This is a genomic window from Bradyrhizobium barranii subsp. barranii (assembly GCF_017565645.3).
Lineage (GTDB): Bacteria > Pseudomonadota > Alphaproteobacteria > Rhizobiales > Xanthobacteraceae > Bradyrhizobium > Bradyrhizobium barranii.
The window spans coordinates 5482058-5508077 of sequence record NZ_CP086136.1 but is presented as its reverse complement, the minus strand read 5'-3'; the positions used below and the strand labels follow the sequence as shown (position 1 = coordinate 5508077).

General features: G+C 64.3%; 21 protein-coding genes and 2 pseudogenes. 9 read left to right on the top strand and 14 right to left on the bottom strand.

The features are described 5' to 3' along the window. Positions 1-114 precede the first annotated feature (114 nt). The 5 genes and pseudogenes from J4G43_RS26490 to J4G43_RS26470 all read right to left on the bottom strand — a co-directional run bounded on the left by J4G43_RS26490 (position 115) and on the right by J4G43_RS26470 (position 5341). Positions 115-877, bottom strand: a pseudogene (locus tag J4G43_RS26490) (MetQ/NlpA family ABC transporter substrate-binding protein). A 28-nt stretch (positions 878-905) separates the two neighbouring features. Continuing rightward, positions 906-1571: a methionine ABC transporter permease gene (locus J4G43_RS26485; protein ID WP_208086785.1), complete on the bottom strand. Its 666-nt coding sequence runs from the start codon at positions 1569-1571 to the stop codon at positions 906-908. Next, a complete protein-coding gene (locus J4G43_RS26480) occupies positions 1561-2700 on the bottom strand; it encodes a methionine ABC transporter ATP-binding protein (RefSeq protein ID WP_208086784.1) in 1140 nt (379 codons plus the stop codon). Before J4G43_RS26480 ends, J4G43_RS26485 begins: the two co-directional genes overlap by 11 nt. Before the next feature lie 233 nt (positions 2701-2933). Beyond that, entirely contained in the window at positions 2934-4406 is a 1473-nt protein-coding gene (locus J4G43_RS26475; RefSeq protein ID WP_208086783.1) for a DASS family sodium-coupled anion symporter, read from the bottom strand. A gap of 128 nt (positions 4407-4534) precedes the next feature. Continuing rightward, positions 4535-5341, bottom strand: coding sequence for an enoyl-CoA hydratase/isomerase family protein (locus J4G43_RS26470; RefSeq protein ID WP_208086782.1), 807 nt, complete (start codon positions 5339-5341; stop codon positions 4535-4537). Between the two features lie 120 nt (positions 5342-5461). Between J4G43_RS26470 and nthA the strand changes: the two genes are divergently transcribed. From nthA to J4G43_RS26455, 3 genes are read left to right on the top strand one after another with little or no spacing between them, the layout of a single operon-like run. Next, positions 5462-6085, top strand: coding sequence for a nitrile hydratase subunit alpha (gene nthA, locus J4G43_RS26465; RefSeq protein WP_063983312.1), 624 nt, complete (start codon positions 5462-5464; stop codon positions 6083-6085). Continuing rightward, positions 6082-6741 (top strand): nitrile hydratase subunit beta, encoded by a 660-nt coding sequence (gene nthB / locus J4G43_RS26460; protein WP_028147553.1) that lies wholly within the window; start codon positions 6082-6084, stop codon positions 6739-6741. The genes nthA and nthB overlap by 4 nt, the downstream gene beginning before the upstream one ends. Next, a complete protein-coding gene (locus tag J4G43_RS26455; protein ID WP_208086781.1) occupies positions 6741-7118 on the top strand; it encodes a nitrile hydratase accessory protein in 378 nt (125 codons plus the stop codon). Before nthB ends, J4G43_RS26455 begins: the two co-directional genes overlap by 1 nt. 149 nt (positions 7119-7267) lie before the next feature. Here the strand turns inward: J4G43_RS26455 and queC are convergent, their stop codons facing one another. After that, positions 7268-7981: a 7-cyano-7-deazaguanine synthase QueC gene (gene queC / locus J4G43_RS26450; RefSeq protein WP_208086780.1), complete on the bottom strand. Its 714-nt coding sequence runs from the start codon at positions 7979-7981 to the stop codon at positions 7268-7270. A gap of 126 nt (positions 7982-8107) precedes the next feature. Here queC and mazG point away from each other — a divergent pair, with 126 nt between their 5' ends. The 3 genes from mazG to J4G43_RS26435 all read left to right on the top strand — a co-directional run bounded on the left by mazG (position 8108) and on the right by J4G43_RS26435 (position 12147). Continuing rightward, positions 8108-8962, top strand: a complete 855-nt coding sequence (gene mazG, locus J4G43_RS26445; RefSeq protein ID WP_208086779.1) for a nucleoside triphosphate pyrophosphohydrolase — start codon at positions 8108-8110, stop codon at positions 8960-8962. A gap of 456 nt (positions 8963-9418) precedes the next feature. After that, positions 9419-10762: an IS1380-like element ISBdi2 family transposase gene (locus J4G43_RS26440; protein WP_208084195.1), complete on the top strand. Its 1344-nt coding sequence runs from the start codon at positions 9419-9421 to the stop codon at positions 10760-10762. 362 nt (positions 10763-11124) lie between these two features. Beyond that, positions 11125-12147, top strand: coding sequence for a DUF2278 family protein (locus J4G43_RS26435; RefSeq protein WP_208086778.1), 1023 nt, complete (start codon positions 11125-11127; stop codon positions 12145-12147). Positions 12148-12225: 78 nt separating this feature from the next. Here the strand turns inward: J4G43_RS26435 and hflX are convergent, their stop codons facing one another. The 4 genes from hflX to J4G43_RS26415 all read right to left on the bottom strand — a co-directional run bounded on the left by hflX (position 12226) and on the right by J4G43_RS26415 (position 17889). After that, the gene (hflX, locus tag J4G43_RS26430; RefSeq protein WP_208086777.1) at positions 12226-13605 is read right to left on the bottom strand and encodes a GTPase HflX; all 1380 of its coding nucleotides are present in this window, start codon (positions 13603-13605) and stop codon (positions 12226-12228) included. Between the two features lie 11 nt (positions 13606-13616). Continuing rightward, positions 13617-13865 carry an RNA chaperone Hfq gene (gene hfq / locus J4G43_RS26425; protein WP_007591126.1) on the bottom strand — a complete coding sequence of 83 codons (249 nt, stop codon included), beginning with the start codon at positions 13863-13865 and terminating at the stop codon, positions 13617-13619. A 248-nt stretch (positions 13866-14113) separates the two neighbouring features. Then, entirely contained in the window at positions 14114-15484 is a 1371-nt protein-coding gene (gene ntrX, locus J4G43_RS26420; RefSeq protein ID WP_071914044.1) for a nitrogen assimilation response regulator NtrX, read from the bottom strand. Between the two features lie 17 nt (positions 15485-15501). Beyond that, positions 15502-17889, bottom strand: a complete 2388-nt coding sequence (locus tag J4G43_RS26415; RefSeq protein ID WP_208086776.1) for a sensor histidine kinase — start codon at positions 17887-17889, stop codon at positions 15502-15504. 766 nt (positions 17890-18655) lie between these two features. Here J4G43_RS26415 and J4G43_RS26410 point away from each other — a divergent pair. Then, positions 18656-19064 (top strand): annotated as a pseudogene (locus J4G43_RS26410) (hypothetical protein). A gap of 455 nt (positions 19065-19519) precedes the next feature. On the opposite strand, the gene J4G43_RS26400 reads toward J4G43_RS26410, so the two are convergent. After that, positions 19520-19978, bottom strand: a complete 459-nt coding sequence (locus J4G43_RS26400) for a hypothetical protein (protein ID WP_208086775.1) — start codon at positions 19976-19978, stop codon at positions 19520-19522. Positions 19979-20615: 637 nt separating this feature from the next. On the opposite strand from J4G43_RS26400, the gene J4G43_RS26395 reads away from it, so the two are divergent. Beyond that, entirely contained in the window at positions 20616-20762 is a 147-nt protein-coding gene (locus J4G43_RS26395) for a hypothetical protein (RefSeq protein ID WP_208089617.1), read from the top strand. A gap of 167 nt (positions 20763-20929) precedes the next feature. Here J4G43_RS26395 and ntrC read toward each other — a convergent pair whose 3' ends face one another. The 3 genes from ntrC to dusB are packed head-to-tail and all read right to left on the bottom strand — an operon-like array spanning position 20930 to position 24555. Then, entirely contained in the window at positions 20930-22372 is a 1443-nt protein-coding gene (gene ntrC, locus J4G43_RS26390; RefSeq protein WP_028147560.1) for a nitrogen regulation protein NR(I), read from the bottom strand. Positions 22373-22381: 9 nt separating this feature from the next. Continuing rightward, entirely contained in the window at positions 22382-23557 is a 1176-nt protein-coding gene (locus tag J4G43_RS26385) for a two-component system sensor histidine kinase NtrB (protein WP_028147561.1), read from the bottom strand. Then, positions 23554-24555, bottom strand: coding sequence for a tRNA dihydrouridine synthase DusB (gene dusB, locus J4G43_RS26380; protein ID WP_208089417.1), 1002 nt, complete (start codon positions 24553-24555; stop codon positions 23554-23556). The genes J4G43_RS26385 and dusB overlap by 4 nt, the downstream gene beginning before the upstream one ends. A gap of 281 nt (positions 24556-24836) precedes the next feature. On the opposite strand from dusB, the gene J4G43_RS26375 reads away from it, so the two are divergent. Continuing rightward, positions 24837-26018 (top strand): bifunctional 2-C-methyl-D-erythritol 4-phosphate cytidylyltransferase/2-C-methyl-D-erythritol 2,4-cyclodiphosphate synthase, encoded by a 1182-nt coding sequence (locus tag J4G43_RS26375; RefSeq protein WP_208086774.1) that lies wholly within the window; start codon positions 24837-24839, stop codon positions 26016-26018. Positions 26019-26020 lie beyond the last annotated feature (2 nt).

The following is a 26020-nucleotide window of genomic DNA, read 5'->3' as shown; positions in this document are numbered from 1 at the left end:
AGACGCCCGCCTCTGGCGGGCCCTCAGGATGAGGTCATTTTGCAGCGAGATATCAGACCCTCATGGTGAGGAGCCCGCGCAAGCGGGCGTCTCGAACCATGCAGGCCGGGCACCTTACCAGGTCGGCAAATACGTACCCTTGAAGCGCGTCTCAAGAAACGCCTTCACGGGATCGGAGTGATAGACCGCGATCAACTGCTTCACCCACGGCTTGTCTGCGGACATCGAGGATGTTGACCCAGGGACCATCGGGGTTCTCGCGCGCGATCGCATCGGTCGCCGGATTGAGGCCGGCCTGCACGGCGTAATTGTTGTTGATCGAGACGACGTCGACGTCCTGCAGCGCGCGCGGAAGCTGGGCGGCATCGAGCTCGACGAAGCGCAGTTTCTTCGGGTTCTCGGTGATGTCGGCAATGCTCGAAGCGACGTTGTTCGGATCCTTCAGCTTGATCACGCCGTGCAGCGCCAGGATCATCAGACCGCGGGCGCCGTTGGAGGGATCGTTGGCAATCGCAACGCGGGCGCCTTCCGGCAAATCGGCGAGCTTCTTGTATTTCTGCGAATAGACGCCCTGCGGCGACCCGATCGTGTTCGCGACCTTGACGATCTTCCAGCCGGTCTTGGAGATCTGGTTCTTCAGGTACGGCTCGTGCTGGAACGAATTCGCCTCGAGATCCCCGAGCGCCAGCGCCTGGTTCGGGATCACGTAGTCGGTGAACTCGACCACCTTGATGTCGAGGCCGCGCTCGGCGCCGACCTTCTTTACGACGTCCAGGATCTCGGCGTGGGGACCGGCTGTGACGCCGACGCGGATGGTTTCGGCCTGAGCCGAGGTCGCGAGTAAGGCTGCAGCCGCAAGGGTTGCGAGAAAGCGCATTTAAGTCTCCAGTTTTAGGGAATGTGTATCAGCGCTGCCGCAGCCGGCGGTTGACCCGGCGTGCGAGATAATCGCCCGCGCTCTGGACGAGCTGCACCAGCGCGATCAGAACGACCACGACGGCCAGCATCATCTCCGGCATGAAGCGCTGATAGCCGTAGCGGATGCCGAGGTCGCCGAGCCCGCCGCCGCCGACGGCGCCGACCATGGCGGAGTAGCCGAGCAGGCTGACCACCGCGAGCGTCAGCGCCAGCAGCAGGCCGGGCAGCGCCTCGGGGATCAGCACCTTGAGCACGATCTGGATTGGCGATGCCCCGAACGAGGACGCGGTCTCGATCAGGCCGCCGTCGACCTCGCGGATCGCAGCTTCGACCAGGCGCGCGATGAACGGCGTCGATGCGATGACCAGCGGCACGATCGCGGCAGTCGATCCGATCGAAGTGCCGGCAATGAGCCGCGTGAACGGGATGATGGCGACGACCAGGATGATGAAGGGCGTAGAGCGTGTCGCATTGACGACGATGCCGAGCACGCGATTGACCGCGGGGGCCGCGAACAGCTCTCCTTTTCGGCTGGTCGCGAGAAAGACGCCGAGCGGCAGGCCGAAGGCGGTGCCGAGCAGTGCCGCGATGCCGACCATGTACAGGCTTTCGCCTGTTGCCTGGACGATGAGGTTGATGAGTTCAGGCGACATAGCCGAGACGCTCCGCCGGGAGTTGATATTGAGAGAGCCAGGCGAGCGTGCGCGTCACCGCGTCCTCGCCACCGGGAATACCGAGGGTCAATGAGCCCACATGCTGGCCGCCGATCTCGTCGATGCGCGCCGACAGCAGCGCCACGTCGAGACCGAGCTCGCGGGCAAGCCGCGCCACCACCGTGTCGCCGGCCCCTGCCCCGCGCACCTGGACGCGGATCACGGCCTGCCCGCCGGCAGATGGCTCCGCCACGATCCGGCTCGCAAGCGACACCGGCAGGCTGTCGCCGATGACTTCGGCGAGGAAGGACTGCGTGATCGGATGCTTGGGGTGCGTGAAGATGTCGGCGACATGGCCGCTCTCGACGACGTGGCCGGCGTCGAGCACCACGACCTCCTTGGCGAGCTGGCGCACCACCGACATTTCGTGGGTGATCAGCACGATGGTCACGCCCAGCTCGCGATTGATGTTGGCGAGCAGATCGAGGATCGCGCGCGTGGTCTGCGGGTCGAGCGCCGAGGTCGCCTCGTCCGACAGCAGCACGCTCGGCCGCGTCGCCAGCGCACGGGCAATGCCGACGCGCTGCTTCTGGCCGCCCGAGAGTTCGGAAGGATAGCGGTCGTGCTTGTCGGCGATGCCGACCAGCGCCAGCAACTCGGCGACGCGGGCCTTGATGTCGGACTTGGCCCAGCCGGCGATCTCCAGCGGCAGCGCGATGTTGTCGGCCGCTGTGCGCGACGACAGCAGGTTGAAATGCTGGAAGATCATCCCGATCGAGCGCTGCGCCAGCCGCAATTCGCGGCCCGCCAGCGCCGAGATGTCGCTGTTGTCGACGATCACGCGGCCCGTGGTCGGCTTCTCCAGCCCGTTGATCAGCCGGACCAGGCTCGACTTGCCGGCGCCGGAGCGGCCGATGACGCCGGTGATCGAGCCGCGCGCAATCGCGAAGTCGATGTCTTGCAGCGCGTTGACGCCGGGCTTGCCGCGATAGGCCGGATAGATCTTCGAGATGCCCTCGAAACGGACCATCGCGTCGGCGTTCCGTGCGGCAGGTGAAATCGCTTCAAGCGTTTCGATCTTCTGTCCGATCGCGAGCGATTGGTGGGCGTTCATGGAGGCGGCCTTCATGCACAGCAGTTCCTGCTGCCCCCGTGGGGCATGCGGGAACCGGTCGCGTCAAGCGACGGAGAGTGAAATCGCGGCGAGGGTTCGGGTGGAACGCGCTGCACTGCAGCACACACCATCGCTTTTTCAGGTCTTCCTTGCAATGTCAGATATTTGCGGGGAGTTGGACGAAGTTTTCCCAATCCCACCCCGGCGAAGAAAATTCGTCTGCCGGGGGTATGAGCTTCCGGCCCCGCTCAGCTGATCTGCAACCAGGGCAGCACGATCAGCAGCAGTCCCGCAAAATAGAGCAGCCCGAACAGCAGCCCAAAGCCCCAGAACTGGCCCTTCCCGATATAGCCGCTGCCGAAATACATCGGCGCGGGTCCCGTCGCGTAAGGCGAGATCACGCCCATCAGGCCGAGCGAATACATGCAGAGCATGGCGAGCGTCGTGACCGGCAGGCCGGGGATGCCTGATCCGACCGCGAGCACCACCGGCAGCACGGCTGCGGCATGCGAGGTGATGCTCGAGAAGAAGTAGTGGATCCAGAAGAACAGCGCGACCAGCAGGAGCATCGCGGTCGACGGCGACAGCCCCGCGAGCGGTTTGGCGTATTCGGTCGCGAACCATTTGATGAAGCCGATTTCGTTGAGGCCTGAGGCCAGCGTCAGCAGCGAGGTGAAATAGAAGAACACCTCCCAGGCGCTCTTCTCGCTGACGATGTCGGCGAACTCGATCACGCCCGTCACCAGCATCAGCGAGATCACGATGAACACGACGGTGGTGGCGTTGACGAAGTTCGAGCCGAGCAGCGGCACGTGGATGTCCGGGCTCGAGCCCGCGATCCACAGGAACATCGCGAGGACGATCAGAGCCAGCATGATCCACTCGTTGCGCGACATCGGGCCCATCTCGCTGACCTCCCTGGCCGCCCATTCGGAGATCTCCGGGCTGTGCTTCACCTCGGGACGGCAGACCACGTAGCTGAGCAGCGGCACGAGGATCATCAGGAGGATGCCGAGCGGCGCAAAGCCGACGAACCACTGCGCCCAGCTCACCTCGACGCCGGCGGTCTTCTTCGCGATCGCAAGCGCGGCCGCATTGGGTGCGAGCGCGGTGAAGAACAGCGAGCTGGTAATCGCGGTTGCCGCAAACGCCGTCCACATCACATAGGTGCCGATCTTGCCGGCGGTCGGCCCAGGCTCGGAGCCGTAGATGCGCGGGATGTTGCTGATGATGGGATAGACGATGCCGCCGCTGCGCGCGGTGTTGGATGGCGTCGCTGGTGCCAGCAGGAAGTCCGACATCGCCACCGCGTAGCCGAGACCGAGCGTGTTGCGGCCGAGCTTCTGCACCAGCACCAGCGCGATACGGCGGCCGAGCTGGCTCTTGCGATAACCGATCGAGAATACGAAGGCGCCAACGATCAGCCACACCGTGCTCTCGGCAAAACCCGCCAGCATCCAGCGCAGCGACTTGCCGGGATCGGGATCGATATAGCCGGCGACGCCCGCGACCGTCAGCCCGATGAACCCGACCGCGCCGACCGGCATCGATTCCAGGATGAGCCCGGTGATCACGGCCGCGAACACGGCAAAATAGTGCCACTGATTGGCGTTGAGGCCGGTCGGCACCGGCCATAGATAGATGGCCAGCCACACCACGAGCGGCGCGATCAGCTTCCAGCTAAACCCTTTTGCCTGAGGCGTCTGCGAGCTAGCGGCCATGGGCCCTCCCCCCTCGATTGTCGTCGCATTGTACCGCCCGTTGGCCGAGCCGTTTTTGTCCTAGCGCGGCGTATACGGACTGTCCGCGGCGCGATCAATGGCCTGACTTCACGTTCTACCGCCCCTTGCTACCGCCCCTTGAAGCGCGGCTTGCGGCGGGTCAGGAACGCATCGACGCCCTCCTTGTGGTCTTCGGTGAGACTCGCCAGTGCGAACTGGTCGACGTCCATGTGGCTGGCGAGATCGTCCAGCGCATGTGCCAGCCGGTTGACGGTCAGCTTGGTCATGGCGACCGAGAGCGGCGGCTGCGCGGCGACCTTCCGGGCAAGCTCCATGGCGGCATCGAACGCATGGCCGGGATCGGCCACCTGCTCCACCAGGCCCCATTCATAGGCCTCATCAGCGCTGATGCGCTGGTCGGCCAGGATCACCGCCTGCTTGGTGCGGGCCGGCCCGATCAGATGCAGCATGCGCGGGATGCTCTGCCAGCTCATGTTCATGCCGAGCCCGATCTCGGGCACGCGCAGATGCGCGTCGTGCCCCATCACGCGGAAGTCGAGCGCCACGGCCAGCGCGACGCCGCCGCCGACGCAAAAACCCTCGATGGCGGCGATCGTGATCTGCTCCATCTCATGCCAGGCATGGGTCAGACGGGGCCCGAGCTTGAGATGCCGCCGCAGCGTGCCGAGATCCATGTCCTTGCGCGAGCGGCCCTCGGCATCCTTGAGGTCGAAGCCGGCGCTGAAGGCGCTGGTGCTGCCCGTCAGAACCACGACGGACGTTGCGGCATCATCCTCGAAGCTGCGCGCGGCCGCGGTGAGCTGGCGCATCGCCTCCGGCGAGAGCGCGTTGATGCCGTCGCCGCGGTCGAACCGTACCACCGCAATCCGCCCCTCCGGTCCGAGGCCCTTCTCGATCGTCACGAAGTTCGTCACCAATGTCTCCCAATCCGCTTTGCTGCGAGGCTAGCCTACATCCGGCCTCACGAATATGGGACCCGGTTGCGCCCCAGCGCATACTCGACAGGCAGGGACCATTGCGCCTATCTTTGCGCCATGAGCCACGATCACGACCATCATCACGACCATTCCGAGCTGTCGGAGACCGAGCTGCGCGTGCGCGCGCTCGAGACGATCTTGACAGAAAAAGGCTATGTCGAGCCGGCCGCGCTCGACGCCATCATCCAGGCCTATGAGACCAGGATCGGCCCGCACAACGGCGCGCGCGTCGTCGCCAAGGCCTGGACCGATCCGGCGTTCAAGAAGGCGCTGCTGGAGGATGGCTCGAAGGCCATCGGCACGCTCGGCCATGTCAGCCGCGTCGGCGACCATCTCGTCGTGGTCGAGAATACGCCAGAGCGACACAACATGGTCGTGTGCACGCTGTGCTCCTGCTACCCCTGGGAAATGCTGGGGCTGCCGCCGGTCTGGTACAAGGCCGCGCCCTATCGCTCGCGTGCGGTGAAGGACCCGCGCGGCGTGCTCGCCGATTTCGACGTCACGCTGCCCAAGGACATGGAAATCCGTGTCTGGGATTCCACGGCCGAGACCCGTTTCCTGGTGCTGCCGATGCGCCCCGCGGGCACTGAAGGCTGGAGTGAGGAGCAGCTTGCCGAGCTGGTTACTCGCGATTCCATGATCGGCACCGGCTTTCCCAAGACGCCTGGAGCGCCGTCGTGAACGGCGTGCACGACATGGGCGGTATGGACGGGTTCGGCAAGGTCGAGGCCGAGCCGAACGAGCCGATGTTTCACGAGGAATGGGAATCGCGTGTTCTCGCCATGGTGCGCGCGATGGGCGCGGCGGGCGCCTTCAACATCGACACCTCGCGCTTCTATCGCGAGACGCTGCCGCCGCACGTCTATCTCTCGAGCTCCTACTACAAGAAATGGTTTCTCGGGCTCGAGGAGATGCTGATCGAGAAGGGCTACCTGACCCGGGAGGAGGTCGCTGCCGGGCACGCGATGCAGCCTGCAAAGGCGCTCAAGCACGGCAAGTTCGACCTCGCCAACGTCGAGCGCGTCATGGTGCGCGGCAAGTTCGCCCGCTCCGCTCCGGCGCCGGCCAAATTCAACATCGGCGACCGCGTCCGCGCCAGGAACATTCATCCGACCACGCATACGCGGCTGCCGCGCTATGTGCGCGGCCATGTCGGTGTCGTCGAGCTGAACCACGGCTGCCACGTATTTCCGGATTCGGCGGCGATGGAGCTCGGCGAAAATCCGCAATGGCTTTACACTGTCGTCTTCGAGGGCCGCGATCTCTGGGGCGCGGACGGTGATCCGACCTTGAAGGTGTCGATCGACGCCTTCGAACCCTATCTGGACCCGGCGTGATGAGCAGCCCGGCTGCGGCCGCCGCGACGGCGGCCATTCCGAGCATTCCGCGCGATGACGACGGCCCGGTGTTCCGCGCGCCCTGGGAAGCGCATGCGTTTGCGATGGCGCTGACGCTGCACGAGCGCGGCGTGTTCACCTGGCCGGAATGGGCCGCAGCCTTGGCCTCCGAGATCAAGCGCGCGCAGGCCGCCGGCGACCCTGATACGGGCGAGACCTATTACCTGCACTGGCTCGCCACGCTGGAAGGTTTGGTCTCAAGCAAGGGCGTCGCATCGGCGGATACGCTGCACCGCTACCGCGACGCCTGGGACCACGCCGCCGACCGTACCCCGCACGGCAAGCCGATCGAGCTGCGGCCGGAGGATTTTCGGTAGGTCGGTAAGAGGCACGCTCGTGCCAAGCCCTCCGCTGTCATTCCCCGCGAAGGCGGGGAATCCAGTAGGCCGCGGCCTCTCGACCCAAGCACGGTCTCTGGGATACTGGATCACCCGCTTTCGCGGGTGATGACACCGAATATGTGGCCTCAGCGCCCCGCCGCAAACTCCCGCCATCCCTTCGCCCGCAAACTGCACGCCGGGCACTCGCCGCATCCGAAACCCCACTCATGCTGCGCGCCGCGTTCGCCGAGATAGCAGGTGTGCGAGTGCTCGCGGATGAGATCGACCAGCCCTGCGCCGCCGAGGTCATGGGCGAGCTTCCACGTCGCCGCCTTGTCGATCCACATCAGCGGCGTATGCAGCGCGAATGGCCTGGCCATGCCGAGCGAGAGCGCGGTCTGCATGGCGCGGATGGTGTCGTCGCGGCAATCGGGATAGCCGGAATAGTCGGTCTCGCACATGCCGCCGACGATGTCTGTGATGCCGCGCCGGTAGGCCAGCGCCGCGGCAAAGGTCAGAAAGATGAGATTGCGGCCGGGTACAAACGTGTTCGGCAGGCCGTCGGCCCCCATCGTGATCGCGACGTCGCGCGTCAACGCGGTCTCGGACACGGCCGCCAGCGTCGGGATCGACAGCGTATGGCTCTCGCCGAGCCTTGCGGCCCAGTCTGCGCGCAGGCCCTTGATGCCGTCGAACAGCCGGTCGCGGCAGGCGAGCTCGATGGCATGGCGCTGGCCATACTCGAAACCCAGTGTCTCCACGCGTGCAAAGCGGCTGAGCGCCCAGGCGAGGCAGGTGGTGGAATCCTGGCCGCCGGAAAACAGCACCAGCGCGGTTTGTGATGAAAATGCGTCACTCATGGCCCGCGCTTTAGCACCTCGCCAATCTGCCGCCAATCGGTGGAAATCGGTCTGTTCCGCCGCGCCGCGCTGGGAACGGCGGGCCGCTTTTGGCATAAGGTTTTGGACCCAGGAGACTGCCCCGCAATGACCCCTTCCCGTGACATTTCCCGCCTGATCGAGATCATGGCGGCGCTGCGCACGCCGGTGACCGGCTGCCCCTGGGACCTCGAGCAGGATTTTGTGACCATCGCGCCCTACACGATCGAGGAGGCCTATGAGGTGGTCGAGGCCATCAGCCGCGGCGATCTCGATGACCTGCGCGAAGAGCTCGGCGACCTCCTGCTCCAGGTCGTGTTCCACGCCCAGATGGCATCAGAACAGAATGCCTTTGCCTTCGGCGACGTCGTGGAGGCCATCACCCGCAAGATGATCCGGCGCCATCCCCATGTCTTCGCCGACAAGGACGGCAACCTCGCCGCCTCCCACGTCAAGGAAGTCTGGGACCGCATCAAGGCCGAGGAGAAAGCCGAACGTGCGGCGCGCCGGCCGCCGGAGGAAACGCCGACGCACAAGTCGTTACTCTCGGGCGTCAAGGCCGGCCAGCCCGCGCTGACCCGCGCGATGGAGCTCCAGCGCAAGGCTTCCACCGTCGGCTTCGACTGGAACGACCCGCGCGCGGTGCTGGCGAAAATCCGCGAGGAAGCCGACGAGATCGAGGCAGCGCTCGACCGCAACGACAGCGAGGGGCTGGCGGAAGAGACCGGCGATCTGATGTTCGCACTCGTCAATCTCGCCCGCCACGTCGACGCCGATCCGGAAGCCGCGCTACGCGCGACCAACGCGAAATTCGAGCGGCGGTTCGCCTTCATCGAGCGCGCGCTCGAGGCGCAGGGCCGGACGCTCGAGCAGGCGTCGCTGGCGGAGATGGACGCGCTGTGGAACGCGGCGAAGAGTGAGGGGAAACCGGTATCGGAGTCTCGCTCGCAGGCCCGTCGCTAGCCCGTCTTATTCGCGAGAGGGCGCCTGAGAGGCTGGCGAGCGTGGTGTAAAGCGCTGATGCGGCGTAGGATTCGGTTGCGAAGCCACCCCATCACCTTCAACCGCGAACGCCACGCCCGCCATGACCGATGATACGATTTCAGACCACTATCGAGAAGCAAGAATTCAACACAAATAAAACCTCTGCCTCGCGCTCGATCTCTTCATGCTTGATAGTCTCGTTTCGGAGGCTGATCACCTACCGCGTCTAATAGGCCGCTCGCGCCGGTTTCTTTGGACGCGGCACGACCGCGACTCCACGTTTCGGCACAGAAATGATCGGGAGTCACTCAATCTTTCTTCAACTTAACCCGTCTTATTCGTAAGAGTGCGCCTGAGGGGTAAAGCGCTGATGCGGCGTAGGATTCGGTTGCGAAGCCAACCCCATCACCTCCAACCGCGAACGCCACGCCCGCCATGACCGACGATACGATTCCGCCCTTCTCGTTTCCAGCCGTTCACGCCAAGAAAGTCACAGCTGCCTTCGATGGTGGGCGCCTAACCTCGAACGGGGGCGTGATGCTTCTGGCGATGGCCGAGCGGCGTCTCGGTTTGGCCAACAATCTGGCCCGGGTGTTCCCGGATCGGCGCGATCCGACGCGGGTCGTGCACAGCCTGGTCGATATGCTCCGCGCTCGCATGTTCGCGATCTGCTGCGGCTACGAGGACGCCGACGACCTCGATCATCTGAGGTCCGATCCGGCATTCAAACTGGCCTGCGGACGGCTGCCGGACACGGGCCGGGATTTGTGTTCCCAGCCGACGCTGTCGCGGCTGGAGAATGCTCCGCGCCTGCGCGACGTGATCCGGCTGACCTACATTTTGGTCGACGCATGGATGGATAGCTACCCCCACGAGCCGGCATCCGTCACGCTCGACATCGATGATACCTGCGACGTCGTCCACGGCCATCAGCAGCTCTCGCTGTTCAACGCTCATTATGACGAACGCTGCTTCCTGCCGATCCACGTCTACGACACGGAGAAGAGCCGGCCCGTGGCCGTCGTGCTGCGGCCCGGCAAGACGCCGGGCGGCGTCGAGGTGCGTGCCCATCTGCGCCGCCTGGTACGGCATATCCGGACGCGATGGCACAACACGCAAATTACGTTCCGTGGCGACGGGCACTATGCCCGGCCGGAGGCCATGGCGTGGTGCGAGACCAACGGCATCGACTACATCTTCGGTCTGTCCGGCACCAAGCCTCTCGCCAGAAAAGTCGACGAGGTCGCCGACGACATCCGCACGCGACGCGCCATCGAGAACCTGCCGGTTCTGCGTGGCTATACCGAGACGCGCCACAAGGCAAAGTCCTGGGATCGCGAACGGCGCACTGTCGCCCGTATTGAGGCGACGATGCTCGGCCTCGACATCCGCTTCGTCGTCACCAGCCTCGATGTCGGCTCGGCCGAGTGGATCTACGACAGCCTGTATTGCGCGCGCGGCCAAGCCGAGAATCTGATCAAGCTGCATAAGACGCAGCTCGCCTCCGATCGCACCAGCTGCCGTTCGGCGCTCGCCAACCAGGTCCGTCTCGTGCTCCATACGGCCGCTTATTGGCTGATGCTGACCGTGCGCGACGCCATTCCCAAAGCCCGGGAATTGGCCGCTGCCGAGTTCGCGACGCTGCGTCTTCGGCTCTTGAAAATCGCCGCCCGTGTCGTCGAGACCACGAGCCGCATTCGCCTTGCGTTTGCCGCGGCATGTCCCGAAGCCGACCTGATCTGCGGCTTGCCCGGCGCGCTGCTGCCGCTCGGTCCTTGACCGGCGGGGCGTCCGCCCCCGTTCGCCCAACCCATCCCTCAAGCGCGTTGCAAAGTACCGGTCGTCAGGCGGCGAAAAGCCGAAGGCAATCCTGTGCGCCTCGTCAGACAAGATGTGCGGCCGCATCAATCGGGCCCAAAAGCCGCACTCTCACGAATAGGACGGGCTAGCTTGCGGCCTGCTCCATAGGCGTGCCCGCAAGGATCGAAGCGGTCGCGAAGGAGATATAGGTCAGCATCTTTTCCCGAATGCAGCGAGGCGGTCATGGCGGATCGTAGTCAAGCCATGAAACCGTCACGACAAGCAGTCTAAAGTTGAGCAACGGAGCCCGCGCAGCCGAAATCCCACCTCAGGTGAGTGCGATGCCACTAAAGCACTATTCGGTCCTCAAGGGACGCCCGATCGCGATGCGTTTCGGCACCGGCCAGTCGCCGCACTATCAAGTCCATGTCGTGGCCGACAACGCGGATTTCCGCATCGCCGTCAATGTGCAGTCAGCCGACGGAAGCGAAGTCGCGTTCCTGGTGCGATCGCACTTTGTCCATCCGATCACCGACCATCTCGCGGCGTTGCCGGAGGGCCTGCACCCGCAGCCGCCGAAGCCGGCCAGCATCGCGCTGGACTTCATTCGCGGCAATCTGATGCAGCCCCAGGAGATGATCCCGCTGCCGCTGTCCGTGCCCGGACCGGACAATGACCTCAACGAGAAGCTCGACCAGTTCGTCCAGCGCGCGCTCTCCAACGAAAGCGCGATGATCTACGCATTCGGTGAGACATGGGGGCTGGAAACCAAAGCGGACAATTATTTCGGCTTCCGGCCGGGCCGCGGCATCCACGACATCCATATGAATCAGGGCAACCCAATCGGACGGTTCTCGGGCGACAACGGGCCATGGCAAGACGGCGGGCTGGTGTTCGAATTCCCGGATCAGAAGCTATGGACGGCGGTCTTCCTCAAATTCCAGACGCAGGCCTGGCACACCGACGACAAGACCGGTGACCCCATCGATCTCGGCGCGCCGACACAGCCGCCAGATCCGACCGCTCCTCCGACCGGGCAAATGCCGGACGGACTCGTGCGCATCATCGCAGCACTCGTCAATGCCTTGAAGACGCCTGAGCGGGAAGTCGTCACGCTGCTCAATACGGCCGATCGCGACATCGATCTCACCGGCTGGATGCTGGCCGACAAGCAGAAGAACAAGATGGTCCTGTCAGGGAAGATCGCGGCCGGCGGCACGCTCGCCGTCGTCGTGCAGAAGCCGATGGAATTATCGAACCAGGGCGGAATCATTTCGCTGCTGGACGAGCGCGGGATCAAGATCCACGGCGTCGCCTATACCAAGGCGCAAGCGAAGAATCCGGGCCTGACCATTCCATTCTAGCGTTACGCGTCTCAACCCAGAAACGCGGATATGGCCGATATTGCACGCAAGCCTGTCGGGCGCACCGCGCCCTTCGGATCACGCCACGCGGGGCACGGCATCGAACCGGTTCACCACGATATCCCGCTTGGTCTCGTCGACCCGTACGGTCATGTCGAAGCGGCCGTCGTGCAGCTCTTTCGCCAGCACCTCGGAATTCCTGTGCAGCCAGCTGATGCCGGCACCGTCGGCGGCGTCGATGGAGAGATCGAGCGTGGTGCGCTTTGCGGCGAGCCGTTCCTCGATGGCGGCGAGCAGCGCGTCGATCCCCTCGCCTGACACCGCCGACACCAGCATCGCCGGGTGATCCTCCGGCCGGCGCGCGGCGATGTTCAAAAGCTCTTCGCGCTTGTCAGGCTCGTAACGGTCGATCTTGTTCCAGACCTCGATGATGCGGCCGGAATCGTCGGGGTTGATGCCGAGCTGGCGCAGCACCGCGTCGACGTCGCTCTGCTGGGCCTCGGCATCCTCGTGCGAGATGTCGCGCACATGCAGGATGACGTCGGCTTCCAGCACCTCTTCCAGCGTGGCGCGGAAGGCGGCGACGAGCTGGGTCGGCAGGTTGGAGATGAAGCCGACGGTGTCGGACAGCATCGCCTTGCCGCCATGCGGCAAAGTGAGCGCGCGCAGGGTCGGATCGAGTGTTGCGAACAGCATGTCGGCGGCCTGAACGTCGGCGCGGGTCAGGCGGTTGAACAGCGTCGACTTGCCGGCATTGGTGTAGCCGACCAGCGCGACGACGCGATACGGCACGCGCTGACGGCCGGCGCGATGCAGCCGCCGCGTCGCCTGCACCTTCTTCAGCTCGCCCTCGAGTTTCGATATGCGCTCCTGGATCAGGCGGCGATCGGCCTCGATCTGCGTCTCGCCGGGACCGCCCATGAATCCGAAGCCGCCACGCTGGCGTTCCAGATGGGTCCATGAGCGGACGAGGCGCGAGCGCTGGTAGTTGAGATGCGCAAGCTCGACCTGGAGCGAGCCTTCCTTGGTCTTGGCGCGGCGGCCGAAGATCTCCAGGATGAGGCCGGTGCGGTCGAGCACCTTGGCGTGCAACTCTTTCTCGAGATTGCGCTGCTGGATCGGCGCCAGCGCGCAATCCATCACGACGAGCTCGACATCGAGGCTCTTGGCCAGCGCGGCGATCTCCTCGACCTTGCCCTTGCCGATATAGGTCGCGGGGCGGATCTGGCTGATCGGCGCGATGATGGCGTCGGCAATGACGAGGTCGATCGCGCGCGCGAGGCCGGCGGCCTCATCGAGCCGGGCCTCCGCGTCACGCTGAACATGGCTTTCCGATTGCGCGTCGGCACCGCCCGCGCGCGCACGCAAGTAGGGGCCGATGACAAGCACCCGCCCCGTCTGCTTCGCCCCTGCCGACCGCGGACGGTCGGCCTCCCCGTCGAAATTCCGGGGTTCCAATCAGATCACTCTCAAGCCGGCTGATCCTCGCCGCCTTCGAACAACTGGATCGGAGCGCCCGGCATGATGGTCGAGATCGCATGCTTGTAGACAAGCTGCGAGTGACCGTCGCGCCGAAGCAGCAAACAGAAATTGTCGAACCAGGTCACGATGCCCTGGAGCTTCACTCCGTTGACCAGAAAGATCGTCAGTGGCGTCTTGGTTTTGCGAACGTGATTGAGGAAGGTGTCCTGTAGGTTTTGTGCGCGGTCTGCCGCCATTGTTTTTTTCTCGCTTTGAGTTTCTTTTTATTGCGCCGGTTGCGGCCCTCTTTGTGACATTCGGGGCCTCTTCCGGTTGCTATTCCTCATGAGATCCCCCTCGGAGGAACAGCGGTTCGATTAGAGGACAGGACGGGTTATTAGGCAAGCCGCTTCACGCGGCAGGCCACGCCCAAATGCCCCGAAAAACTACGGAAATCGATGATTTTCCTCGCTAATCCCTGCGGTGCGGCCGCGACGTCGCGGTGTCAGCCGACACCGAGCGCCTTCAGCTTCCGGTGCAACGCCGAACGTTCCATGCCAACAAACTCAGCCGTGCGAGAAATATTTCCTGAAAAACGGCTGATCTGTGCAATCAAATAGTCGCGCTCGAACACTTCGCGCGCTTCGCGCAGCGGCAGCCCCATGATGTGCTCGCCATTGTTGCTGGTCGGCATCGCCGGCACCATCGAGCCGACGTCCTGCGGCAGCATGTCGGCGGTGATAATCACCTCCGGTCCGCCCGCGGCCAGAATCATGACTCTCTCAACGTTGTTGCGAAGCTGGCGTACGTTGCCGGGCCACACATGCGATTGCAGCACCGCCATCGCGTCCTGCCCGATCTGCCGCTTGGGCAGGCCGCTACCGGCCGAGATCTGCTCCATGAAATAGTCGATCAATTCCGGAATGTCCTCGCGCCGCTCCGAGAGCGCGGGCACGCGGATCGGCACCACCGAGAGCCGATGATAGAGGTCTTCGCGGAAATGGCCGGCCGCGATCTCCTCTTCGAGATTTCGCGCGGTGGAGGAGATGATGCGGACGTCGACCTGCACCTTGCCGGTGCCGCCGACGCGCTGGAACGACTGCTCGACCAGCACGCGCAAAATCTTGTTCTGGGTCTCGCGCGGCATGTCCGCGATCTCGTCGATGAACAGCGTGCCGCCATGGGCTTCCTCGAGCGCACCGGGCTTGCGCGCCTGCTCGCCATTGGACTGTTCGACGCCGAACATCTCGTGCTCCATGCGCTCCGGCGTGATCGCGGCGGCATTGATCACGACGAACGGACCATCGGCGCGGCCCGAGGCCGTATGCAGCGTGCGCGCGGTCAGCTCCTTGCCGGCGCCGGCCGGGCCGACGATCAGGATGCGGCTGTTGGCCTTGGCCGCGCGATCGATGGTCTGGCGCAGCTGGTTCATGCTCGGCGAGCGGCCGACGAGCGAGCTTGCGCTCGGCGCGAGCTGCTTCAGCTCCTTGACCTCGCGCTTGAGCCGCGAGTTCTCGAGCGCTCTGTTCGCGACCAGGATCAGCCGGTCGGCCTTGAACGGCTTCTCGATGAAGTCGTAGGCGCCGCGCTTGATCGCGGCGACCGCGGTCTCGATGTTGCCGTGGCCGGAGATCATCACGACCGGCAGATCGGCATTGTCCTTCTTGACCTGCTCCAGCAGCTGCAAGCCGTCGAGCTTGGAGCCCTGGAGCCAGATGTCGAGAAACACCAGGTGCGGCCTGCGATTGGCGATCTCGGCGAGCGCCGTATCGCTGTCGCGAGCGGTCCGGGTCACGAAGCCCTCGTCTTCGAGAATGCCCGCGACGAGATCGCGAATATCGGCCTCATCATCGACAATCAGAATTTCACTTGCCATGGTTCGCGCCTGTCTTGTCAGATGCCTGTTGAGGCTTCGATCTTCGTTGAATCATTGGTCATTTCAGCCGGCTCTTTGGTTTCGGCGGCCGGCGGTTTTGTTTCGGGCGGCTTGGCGATGTCCGTGACCGCGTTTGCGGCCGACGATGCCTGCACGGTCCCGTCGCTCTTCGCGGGGGCACCGGAGATCGCAAAACGCATCCGCATCCACGCGCCGCGCTGGCCCTCGCGGAAATCGGAAGCGTCCTTCAGCTCGATACGCCCGCCATGGTCTTCGAGCACGCGGCCGACGATCGCCAGGCCAAGGCCGGTGCCCTTGGCCCGCGTCGTCACATAAGGCTCGAGGAGGCGCGAGCGCGCGACCTTGGGCAGGCCGATGCCGTTGTCGATGACGTCGATCAGCACGTCCTCGCCCTCGCGCGAGACCACGACGTCGATGCGGCCCTTGCCGTAATCCTTGCCGAGCTCCTCCGGCGGCACCTGCTCGACCGCCTCGGTGGCGTTCTTGACGATGTTGGTGACTGCCTGCGAGATCAGCCGCCGGTCGAACTGCGCGCGCAGCGGATCTTCCTTGAATTCGGCCTCGATATCGATCTCGGGATGGGCGACCTTCATCAGGAACACCGCCTGCCGCACGGTGTCGGCGACGTCCTCGCCCTCCATCACCGGCTTCGGCATCCGTGCGAAACGCGAGAACTCGTCGACCATGCGGCGGATATCGTCGACCTGGCGCACGATGGTATCGGTGCACTGCTCGAAGATCTGCTTGTCCTTGGTCTCGGTGATGTCCTTGCCGAACTTGCGGCGGATGCGCTCGGCCGAGAGCTGGATCGGCGTCAGCGGATTCTTGATCTCATGCGCGATGCGGCGCGCGACGTCGCCCCAGGCCGAGGTGCGCTGCGCCGAGACCAGCTCGGTGATGTCGTCGAGCGTGATGATGTAGCTGTCGTGCGGCTGGCTGGTCTTCTCGGCGCTGACGCGGACCGACAGGTTGCGCTCGGTGCCGTCGCGCGTGATCGTGATCTGGCCCTGCACCAGGCGCTGGGTCCCTTCCCGCGCCGTCTTCATCATCTCCTCGAGCTCGGGCAGCACGTCGGAGAGCGGATGGCCGAGCGTCTCGGCTTCGGAGTGCCCGATCAGCTTCTCGGCGGAGCGGTTGAGGATGCCGACGCTGCCTGAATTGTCGACGCCGATGATGCCGGCGCTCGCCGAGGACAGCACGGCCTCGATGAAGCGGCGGCGGCTGTCGATGAGATCACTGGCGTTGACGAGCTCGTCGCGCTGGCTGCGCAATTCCTGCGTCATCTTGTTGAAGGTCTCACCCAGCTGGGCGAGGTCGCCTTCCGACTGATGCACGGGCACCTTCACATGGAGGTCGCCGGTCGAGACCGTGTGGGCCGCGTTCATCAGCCGCCGGATCGGGGCCACCAGCGAGTTGGCGAAGTTGAGGCCGATCAGCACCGAGGCCATCAGGATGGTCAGCGCGATCACCGCGAACATCAGCGCGAAGGCGACCTGGATGCCGAGCCGGCGCGACTCGATCTGGGCGTATTCGGCGACGCTGACCTCGGTCTGCTTGAGCTGGTTGACGACATTCGGATCGAGCGGCCGCGCGACATAGAGGAAGGTGTCGCTGAAGGCGCGCAGGCGGATCACCGCGGCGACGAAGCTCGCATCCGGCAGCACCGCGATCTCGGGCTCGGATTCGTTGACGTTGCTGAGGAAGTCCGGCGCCGGCGGCGAATAAGCGAGCCGCATGCCGGTGTCGGCCGATTCCAGGATGTTGGTGTTCTTGTCGATGATCATCGCGCCCGGCAGGTTGCGGGAGCCGGCGCTGGCGGTCAGCAGCTCGCGGAACGAGCGGCGGTCCTGGTCGTAGAGCGGCCGGGCGTGGGCGATGTCATTGGCCATGCCGAGAATGTCGCCGCGGATCAGCTGTGCGTGGTCCTGCATGTAGGCGCGCGCGATCGTCAGCGAATTCTGGATCACCTCTTTGGTCGGGCCGGAGAACAGCCGGTCGAGGCCGCGCTCGATGGTGACGTTGGCGACGACGGCGACCAGCACCGCCGGCAGCACCGCCACGATCGAGAACAGGCTGACGATCTGGACATGGAGGCGCGCCGCCGCCCGGCCCCGCCGCCGCGCCAGGATCAACTGCCAGAGCTCGCGGACGATGATGCCGACCAGCAGCAGGATCGTGGCCGCATTGATCAGATAGAAGGAGCGGACCACCTCCGGCGTCGGCTCGATCCTCGTGAGACCGGTCAGGACCAGGAAGGTCAGGAGGGCCGACAGCAACGCCATCGCCACGGCAAGGGGTGCCAGCCAGCGTCGCACCGACCAACGCCGGGGCTCTTCCGCTGGGGCCGTGTCGAAGTGTGCGGCCGAGGTATCTGCGCTGGTCATTCCGGCAATGGTGCTGAAAACGGGGTCCGCGGCGGGCGGATACTGATGTATTCGTACCACATTGTTGCCGAGACACTACAGTATCAAATAGCCACGTGATCTCAGCAGCTTACCAAATTCAACTTCTTCTTTTGGCCACGATTTACCAAAACGCGGGGAGTTGGATTCGATGGCCTTCGCTACAGTCGTACTGGTTGGCTTCTCTGTTTGGTGCGGCGGTAGCCGCCCTGCTCTACTCGTCGGTCCTCGTCACCTGCTATAGTGACGGAAACGAGGACTAGATGGTCTTATCCACAACAGCATCGGCATCAGCCACCACCGTTCCGTCAGGCCGCTGCTGTCCATCTTTGCCCCATACCGTCCTAAGTTGAATTTTGCAGTGTCCCAATTTGCAAAGGGAACTTCGCCACCTATCTTAGCGTTTACTCGTTGGTTCATTCAATTTAGGAGATACCTTAGTGCCCGGTCCTGGCGTCAAATCCACGACGATTGACAAAACTGGACGCTCGGGAGGCCGCTCTGGCTCCCCGGGAGTTAAATCGACGGAAGTCGATAAGTCAGGAGGCCAGAAGTCCAATCAAGGCGCTCCCGGCGTAAAGGTCACTGAAAAGGACCTTTCGCAGAAGTAGCGAAGAGGCCGCCTCAGTTGGCGGCCTCTTTGATTCTGGGTTGTCCACACCTACGAACTGCGTGGCACAATCTCGTTCCGCGCCCCCAGCCCTTGAGAATTTGCCTGCCGAAAAATGGCGCGGCAATGATTGTGGGTATGAGCACCAAGTCGCGCGAATATCTGTTCGGCATCCAAATCCGGATGTCGGCCGAGCGCGCCAAGGAAGCGCGCAAGGTCGCGGACCGATTGGCCTGCGAGGCGTGGAACGACCGGATGCTCGGTTACAAGGGACCGGCGCAGCCGTCGCCGACCATCGGGGACGCGATCAACGCCGGTTATTCCTATCTCGAGGTGCGTTGTCTCGGGTGCGACACCAATCAGACGGTCGTGCTCGACATCGTGCGCCGCCCCGAGACCACACCAATCCATGAGCTGGAGCGCTACATGCAAGGCCTGCTCCGATGTCCGGCGCTACCAGTACAAGCGAAGCGTCCTGATCGCGTTGCGCCCGACCAAGATCAGCACAACAAACCCGCCTATTAGGGTATGGCCCGGGGAGCGCTGATGTCGGGGAAGCTAGCGGCGGCCGTTCGACATCCCGACCAACCTGCCAGACGGACGAGAGCTGGCGACCCTACGGGATGCGGGGAATACATCTCGACCCTGCCGAAGAAGGTGCAGAACCGACCAGAATGGCGGGCCGCCACCGAGGCGCTGATGCTGGTCGTCGAGCGTGATGGGCCGGTTATGCCGGCCGAGATTGGCATCCGGCGCGCGCGGAACGCGGGCTTGCCCGCGCCGGAGCGAAAAGCTGGGGGCTCGTACTAACACGGGCTTTCGAGTGCGTCGCAACCTGGGATAGCGTCAGGTTGAGAGTCGCTGATGGCTTCGTTTGAATCGGACATATTGATACTTTGCAAGACGTACCCTTCCCCCAGCGGGAAGCATGTCGAGACGTCTTGCGTCGCAGGAATGCGCCCAGACGGATCGCTGATCCGGCTGTTCCCTGTGCCGTTCCGCCTAATTGACGGGGCACAGCAGTTCAAAAAATGGCAGTGGATTCGCGCGCGCATCGAGCGCGCTCCAGCGGATATCTGGTCGGACTACAAAGGCGCAATTGACGTTCAGCAGGAGAAGCAGAAGGCCGACCAATCTCGCGAAAAATTCGAGCAGCTTACCGGGACCTGTTGTTTCGGTGAAAGTGACTATAGCGCCTCGAAACGTCGATTTGCCCAACTGCTGCAATTTAGTTCGGCACTCAGCAGTGTCGCGCACATGTCTCACCACACGTTCAGAAGATGCACTTTTCCACCGTGCCGCATAGTCGTCAAAATTCAATGGAGCATCACTGTCACTTGGGTTGGTAGGCAGCTTAAGGCTTTTGTTGGAGCTGAGCTTCTCCATCGCGCCCGCCAGCGCCCGTTTTGTATCGGCATTGAACCCATCGAACTTTGTATCAATGGCCTTCAAAACTGACATCACGCCGGCCCCAAGATTTGACTACAGCGCCTGATCGCCGCGTGTAGGATCTTCCTCAACAATTGATCTGGACCCACACTAGAGGTCAGGCCGACATTCTGTCGCCGATGACTCCGCCTCGCACAACTTCTCGAAAGCAGTGCGAGGGAGCGGGATCAGATTCATTCAAGCCGGGGCCGGGAACTCGTGGTCCGGGTGGGGAAAGGCTCCCCTTGCCTGGGGAGACCAACCGAGTGTTCCTGCGACGATGTTTCTTGGCCGAGGTTATGACGCTACCACCGTGCCCTCGCGCTTCGCGATCTTGGCAATCGTCGCACGGTTGCATCCTTGTCACGCGCTAAATTGAGGACCAGCTCTGTTCGTTGCGGAGCGACGCGCGACGATCAAGCGGGTGAAGTAATCCAAACAGCCTCCGTGAGCGTTTGCACTGAACGGGCTGTTAAACATGCGAACGAATGACGAAAACTGGTAAAAGGGACCTGTGGTAAATCGTTGAAATTGCTATAAATCCATAAAAGTTGCCGAATTGCGACAATTCCGCGGCGCCCTCGCCGCGACGGACCGGCGCATCCACAGGCCGCTGTTCTGGCAAACCTCGCTTGCGGGAACGGATTCCCGCCCCCGCGGCTTGACCGCCATGGACAGGTTCTTTCTCGCGATGATGGTGTCGGCCGTGCTGCTGGTGATCGTAGCCGCCGACCTCCTGGTCAATGGTCTCGGGGTGCAGCAGCCGCTGGCGAACGTCGCCAGCGCCCAGCCGGTCTCGGCGCGGCTGATCAGATGAGCGCGACGCAGCGCTCGGCGGTTGAATAACAATTCATACGTTCCAGCGGAACGTTTCGGCCTGATTCGGACTTTTGCTCACCGCGTTAGCCACAACGGCCAGCGCGATCCGGACAGGCTCAGCTCCGCTTTGGTAGGGGGAGCTGAGCCACCGTCCGTTCGGGAAGACTAACCCCCGCTCCGGTACACCTGGATATCGAGGTCCCGGATCTTCTTCCGCAGCGTGTTGCGGTTGAGACCGAGCAAATCGGCGGCGCGGATCTGGTTGCCGCGGGTGGCGGCGAGCGCGGCCGTGAGCAGTGGCACCTCGATCTCCTTGAGGATGCGGTGATAGAGGCCCGGCGGCGGCACGCCGTTCGGGAAGCCCTGGAAGTGCGAGGACAGATAGGCCTCGACCGCGCCGCCGAGATTGTCGACGCCCTGCTGGACCGCGGCCCCCGGGCTGACCGTGGGCGGCGCGAGCTCGCCGTCGATGACGGAGCCGGTGATCACGTCCTGCGGATAGAGCGCCGCGAGGCGCCGTGCGAGATTCTCGAGCTCGCGCACGTTGCCGGGCCAGCGGTGCTGCTTCATCCGCTCCAGCGCCAGCGCATCGAGCTTCTTCGGCGGCAGGCCGTCCTTCTCGGCCAGCGTGAAGAAGTGCCGCACGAGGTCCGGCAGGTCTTCGATGCGCTCGCGCAAGGGGGGCAGCCGCAGCGGCACGACGTTGAGGCGGAAGAACAGATCTTCGCGGAATAGGCCCTGCTGGATCAGGACGCGCAGGTCCTTGTTGGACGCCGCGACGATCCGCACGTCGGTCTTGATCGGGGTGCGGCCGCCGACGGTGGTGTATTCGCCCTGCTGGAGCACGCGCAGCAGGCGGGTCTGCGCCTCCATCGGCATGTCGCCGATCTCGTCCAGGAACAGCGTGCCGCCCTCGGCCTGCTCGAACCGGCCCGAGGCGCGGGTGTTGGCGCCGGTGAAGGCGCCGCGCTCGTGGCCGAACAGTTCGGACTCGATGAGGTCACGCGGGATCGCGGCCATGTTGACCGCGACGAACGGGCCGTTGCGGCGCTTGCCGTAATCGTGCAGCGCGCGCGCCACCAGCTCCTTGCCGGTGCCGGACTCGCCCGTGATCATCACGGTGAGGTCGGTCTGCATCAGACGCGCCAGCACGCGGTAGATTTCCTGCATCGCCGGCGAGCGGCCGACCAGCGGGATCGCCTCCATCTCGGCGTCCTCGTCCGGCGTCGAGACCCGTTCCTTCGGCTCGGCCAGCGCACGGCCGACGATGGCGATCAGCTCCTTCAGGTCGAAGGGCTTTGGCAGATATTCGTACGCCCCGCGCTCGGAGGCGCGGATCGCGGTCATGAACGTGTTCTGCGCGCTCATGACGATGACGGGCAGATTCGGCCGCATCTTCTTGATCCGCGGCAGCAGGTCGAAGGCGTTCTCGTCCGGCATCACCACGTCGGTGATGACGAGATCGCCCTCCCCCTGGCTGACCCAGCGCCACAGCGTTGCGGCATTGCCGGTGAGCCGGACTTCATAGCCGGCGCGGGATAGCGCCTGATTGAGAACCGTGCGGATGGCGGTATCGTCATCAGCAACGAGAATGCTACCTGCGGGCATCGTTAATCCTCATTTCGCCCCCTGTGACGCAGACGACGACTTCCCGGCAGAGCCGTCGCGGCTGCTTTGATCGGCATGTTTGACCGATGTGGAATACATCGGCATCAGCACGCGGAAGGTGGTCTTGCGCGGCTGAGACTCGCATTCGATGATGCCCCCGTGATCTCCGATGATCTTTGCGACCAGCGCCAGGCCAAGACCCGAGCCGGTCTGCTTGGTGGTCACGAAGGGATCGAACAGGTTGGGCAGAAGATCGTCCGGCACGCCTGGTCCGTTGTCCTTCACGCAGAACTCGAGCGGCAGCGATACACGGGATTTTTGACCGGGGACTGACAGGCGCACGCCGGGACGGAACGCGGTGGTGAGCTGGATCTCGGCGTCGGGGACGTCGATCAGCGCTTCGGCGGCGTTCTTCACGAGGTTGAGGAACACCTGGACGAGTTGATCCTGGTTCGCCAGGACCGGCGGCAGCGAAGGATCATAATCCTCGATGAAGCGGATGTTGCGGGCAAAACCCGATTGCGCCAGTCGCTTCACGTGATCGAGCACGGAATGGATGTTGACGGGACCGCGCACCACGGGGCGCTCGTCGCCGAACACCTCCATGCGGTCGACCAGCGTCACGATGCGATCGGCCTCGTCGCAGATCAGCCGCGTCAGCATGCGGTCCTCGGACGAGGCCTGCTGCTCCAGCAGCTGCGCCGCGCCGCGGATGCCGGAGAGCGGATTCTTGATCTCATGCGCCAGCATGGCAGCCAGCGCGATCACCGAGCGCGCGGCGCTCCGATGGGTGAGCTGGCGGTCCATCTTGTCGGCGATGGAGCGCTCCTGGAGCATCACCACGATATGGCCGGGCCGCTCCGTCAGCGGGGCGACATGCAGATCGACCTGGCGGTCGCCGCCCATGCGCGGCGTGCCCAGATCGACCTTGTATTCGTTGACCGGCGAGTTGGACGAACGAACCTGGTCGATCAGCGCCAGCAAGGGGCTGCCGAACGGCACTAGCTCTTTCAGCGACTGCCGTTTCAGGAACTGCGTCGAGATGTCGAAGAACGCTTCGGTCGCGATGTTGGCGGCGACGATCTTGCCGTCCGGCCCGATCATGAGCACGGGATTGGGCAGCGCATCCAGGATCGCGTCGCTCTCGGACGGAAGCGGCCGGCGATGGTCAGCAACTGAGCTCATGCAGCAGCGCTCCATGCGAAATCGTCGAAGGCATCTTGCAGCGACTGGTGGACGAGGCGCGGATCCTCGGAGGTGAGGATCTTCTGGCGCCAGGCTTTCAGCTTCTCGGCCGGCGCACGGCTCAAATCGGCCGCGACGTCGAGCGCCCAGCCGAGATGTTTTCGCGCGTGCCGGAGGCCGATGCGCAGGCCGTAGAGCGCGCAGACGCCCTCATAGAGGGTGCGGACGTAATGCAGCTGCGTATCGAGCGACGGCGCGGCTTCAACCGCCCCGCCCTTCAGGCGGCGGCCGATCTCGCCGGGCAACCAGGGCTGCCCCTGCGCGCCGCGGCCGATCATCACGGCATCGGCGCCGGAGGCCTCCAACGCCGCGAGCGCTTTCTCGTAAGTGGTGATGTCGCCGTTGACGACGAGCGGAATGGAGATCGCTTCGCGCACCGCGTGGATCGCATCCCAATCGGCCTCGCCCTTGTAGAACTGGCAGCGGGTGCGGCCGTGCACGGTGACGAGCTTGATGCCGGCGGCTTCCGCACGCCGCGCCAATTCCGGCGCGTTGCGGGTGTGATCGTCCCAGCCGAGTCGCATCTTCAGGGTCACCGGCACCTTCACCGCCGCGATCGTCGCATCGATCAGGCTGACGGCATGGTCGAGATCGCGCATCAGGGCGGAGCCGGACTGGCCGCCGGTGACATGCCGGGCCGGACAGCCCATGTTGATGTCGATGATGTCGGCGCCTCCGGCTTCCGCGATCCGGGCCCCCTCGGCCATCCAATGCGCCTCGCAGCCGGCGAGCTGGACCACGTGAGGCCCGATCCCGGTCGCTTCGCAGCGCAACCGAGACATCTTGTGGCCATTCGCGAGCTCATCGCTGGCGGTCATTTCGGACACGACCAGACCCGCCCCGAGCTCGGCGGCAAGCCGGCGGACGGGCGAGTCGGTGACCCCCGACATCGGCGCCAGGAAGACCGGGGTGGCGACCTCGATATCGCCAATTTTCAACGGCGTAGAGCCTGATACTGCCGAGCCGGTCACAGGGGTCTCGTTGCGTAGGCAGGGCCTCATCGCGCCTGCCATGACCTATCTTGCGCACAATTCTTGTGCAGTCAAGCGTCATGCCTACAGTTTAGACAATTCTGCAATCTTTCAAGTGCAGTGCAGCAAAATGCTGTTTCCCACAATCCGGGGAAACCCCCTTTTTTTGCGGGCCTGCCGTGCTAGAGGCATGCGGCAATCACCCCACTCCCCGACTCTCTTCATCACCAACTGAGTATTTGAGTCCTATGGCGAAATCACAGCGCACCGCAGTCGTCCTCGTCGCGGCCGGACGCGGCCTGCGGGCTGGCGCCGGTGGTCCCAAGCAATATCGCGAGATCGGCGGCGTCCCCGTGATCTATCGCGCCATGGAAGCCTTCAGCCGGCACCCCGACGTGTTTGCCGTGCAGCCGGTGGTGAACCCCGACGACAGCGCCATGTTCACGGCAGCGGTCGCAGGTCTCAGCCACGAGCCGCCGACCAATGGCGGCGCGACGCGGCAGGCCTCCGTGCTCGCAGGGCTCGAAGCACTCGCCAGGCATAAGCCCGATATCGTGCTCATCCACGACGCCGCGCGCCCCTTCGTCTCGGCGGGCGTGATCTCGCGCGCAATCGAGGCGGCCAGCCGCACCGGCGCTGCGCTCCCCGTCGTTGCCGTCACCGACACCATCAAGGTCACCGGCGAGAGCGGCAATGTCGAGGACACGCCGGACCGCGCAGCCTTGCGAATCGCGCAGACGCCGCAATCCTTTCGTTTCGACGTCATCCTCGAGGCGCATCGTCGCGCGGCGAAGGACGGGCGCAGCGATTTCACCGACGATGCCGCGATTGCCGAATGGGCGGGATTGACGGTCGCAACCTTTGAAGGCGATGTTGCCAATATGAAGCTCACCACTCCCGAGGATTTCGTGCGCGAGGAAGCGCGCCTGGCCAGCCTGCTCGGCGACATCAGGACCGGCACCGGCTATGACGTGCACGCCTTCGGCGAAGGCGACCACGTGATGATCTGTGGCGTAAGGGTGCCGCACACCAAAGGCTTCCTCGCCCATTCCGACGGCGATGTCGGCCTGCATGCGCTGGTCGATGCCATCCTCGGCGCACTCGCCGACGGCGATATCGGCTCGCACTTTCCGCCGAGCGAAGCGAAATGGAAGGGGGCTTCCTCCGACCAGTTCCTGAAATACGCCATCGAGCGCGTTGCGCAGCGTGGCGGCCGCGTCGCCAATCTCGAGGTGACGATGATCTGCGAGCGGCCGAAGATCGGCCCCTTGCGCGACACCATGCGCGCCCGCATCGCCGAGATCTCCGGGGTCGACATCTCCCGCGTCGCGGTGAAGGCGACCACCAGCGAGCGGCTCGGCTTCACCGGCCGCGAGGAAGGCATCGCGGCTACCGCGAGCGCCACCATCCGTCTTCCCTGGGGCGTCTAGGT

What these genes read in the sequence shown, in the direction of transcription:
- J4G43_RS26485 (WP_208086785.1), bottom strand. Translation starts at nt 1,571, where the DNA reads ATGTCGCCTGAACTCATCAACCTCATCGTCCAGGCAACAGGCGAAAGC.
- J4G43_RS26480 (WP_208086784.1), bottom strand. Translation starts at nt 2,700, where the DNA reads ATGAAGGCCGCCTCCATGAACGCCCACCAATCGCTCGCGATCGGACAG.
- J4G43_RS26475 (WP_208086783.1), bottom strand. Translation starts at nt 4,406, where the DNA reads ATGGCCGCTAGCTCGCAGACGCCTCAGGCAAAAGGGTTTAGCTGGAAG.
- nthA (WP_063983312.1), top strand. Translation starts at nt 5,462, where the DNA reads ATGAGCCACGATCACGACCATCATCACGACCATTCCGAGCTGTCGGAG.
- J4G43_RS26455 (WP_208086781.1), top strand. Translation starts at nt 6,741, where the DNA reads ATGAGCAGCCCGGCTGCGGCCGCCGCGACGGCGGCCATTCCGAGCATT.
- queC (WP_208086780.1), bottom strand. Translation starts at nt 7,981, where the DNA reads ATGAGTGACGCATTTTCATCACAAACCGCGCTGGTGCTGTTTTCCGGC.
- mazG (WP_208086779.1), top strand. Translation starts at nt 8,108, where the DNA reads ATGACCCCTTCCCGTGACATTTCCCGCCTGATCGAGATCATGGCGGCG.
- J4G43_RS26440 (WP_208084195.1), top strand. Translation starts at nt 9,419, where the DNA reads ATGACCGACGATACGATTCCGCCCTTCTCGTTTCCAGCCGTTCACGCC.
- J4G43_RS26435 (WP_208086778.1), top strand. Translation starts at nt 11,125, where the DNA reads ATGCCACTAAAGCACTATTCGGTCCTCAAGGGACGCCCGATCGCGATG.
- hfq (WP_007591126.1), bottom strand. Translation starts at nt 13,865, where the DNA reads ATGGCGGCAGACCGCGCACAAAACCTACAGGACACCTTCCTCAATCAC.
- ntrX (WP_071914044.1), bottom strand. Translation starts at nt 15,484, where the DNA reads ATGGCAAGTGAAATTCTGATTGTCGATGATGAGGCCGATATTCGCGAT.
- J4G43_RS26415 (WP_208086776.1), bottom strand. Translation starts at nt 17,889, where the DNA reads ATGACCAGCGCAGATACCTCGGCCGCACACTTCGACACGGCCCCAGCG.
- J4G43_RS26400 (WP_208086775.1), bottom strand. Translation starts at nt 19,978, where the DNA reads ATGTCAGTTTTGAAGGCCATTGATACAAAGTTCGATGGGTTCAATGCC.
- J4G43_RS26395 (WP_208089617.1), top strand. Translation starts at nt 20,616, where the DNA reads ATGGACAGGTTCTTTCTCGCGATGATGGTGTCGGCCGTGCTGCTGGTG.
- ntrC (WP_028147560.1), bottom strand. Translation starts at nt 22,372, where the DNA reads ATGCCCGCAGGTAGCATTCTCGTTGCTGATGACGATACCGCCATCCGC.
- J4G43_RS26385 (WP_028147561.1), bottom strand. Translation starts at nt 23,557, where the DNA reads ATGAGCTCAGTTGCTGACCATCGCCGGCCGCTTCCGTCCGAGAGCGAC.
- J4G43_RS26375 (WP_208086774.1), top strand. Translation starts at nt 24,837, where the DNA reads ATGGCGAAATCACAGCGCACCGCAGTCGTCCTCGTCGCGGCCGGACGC.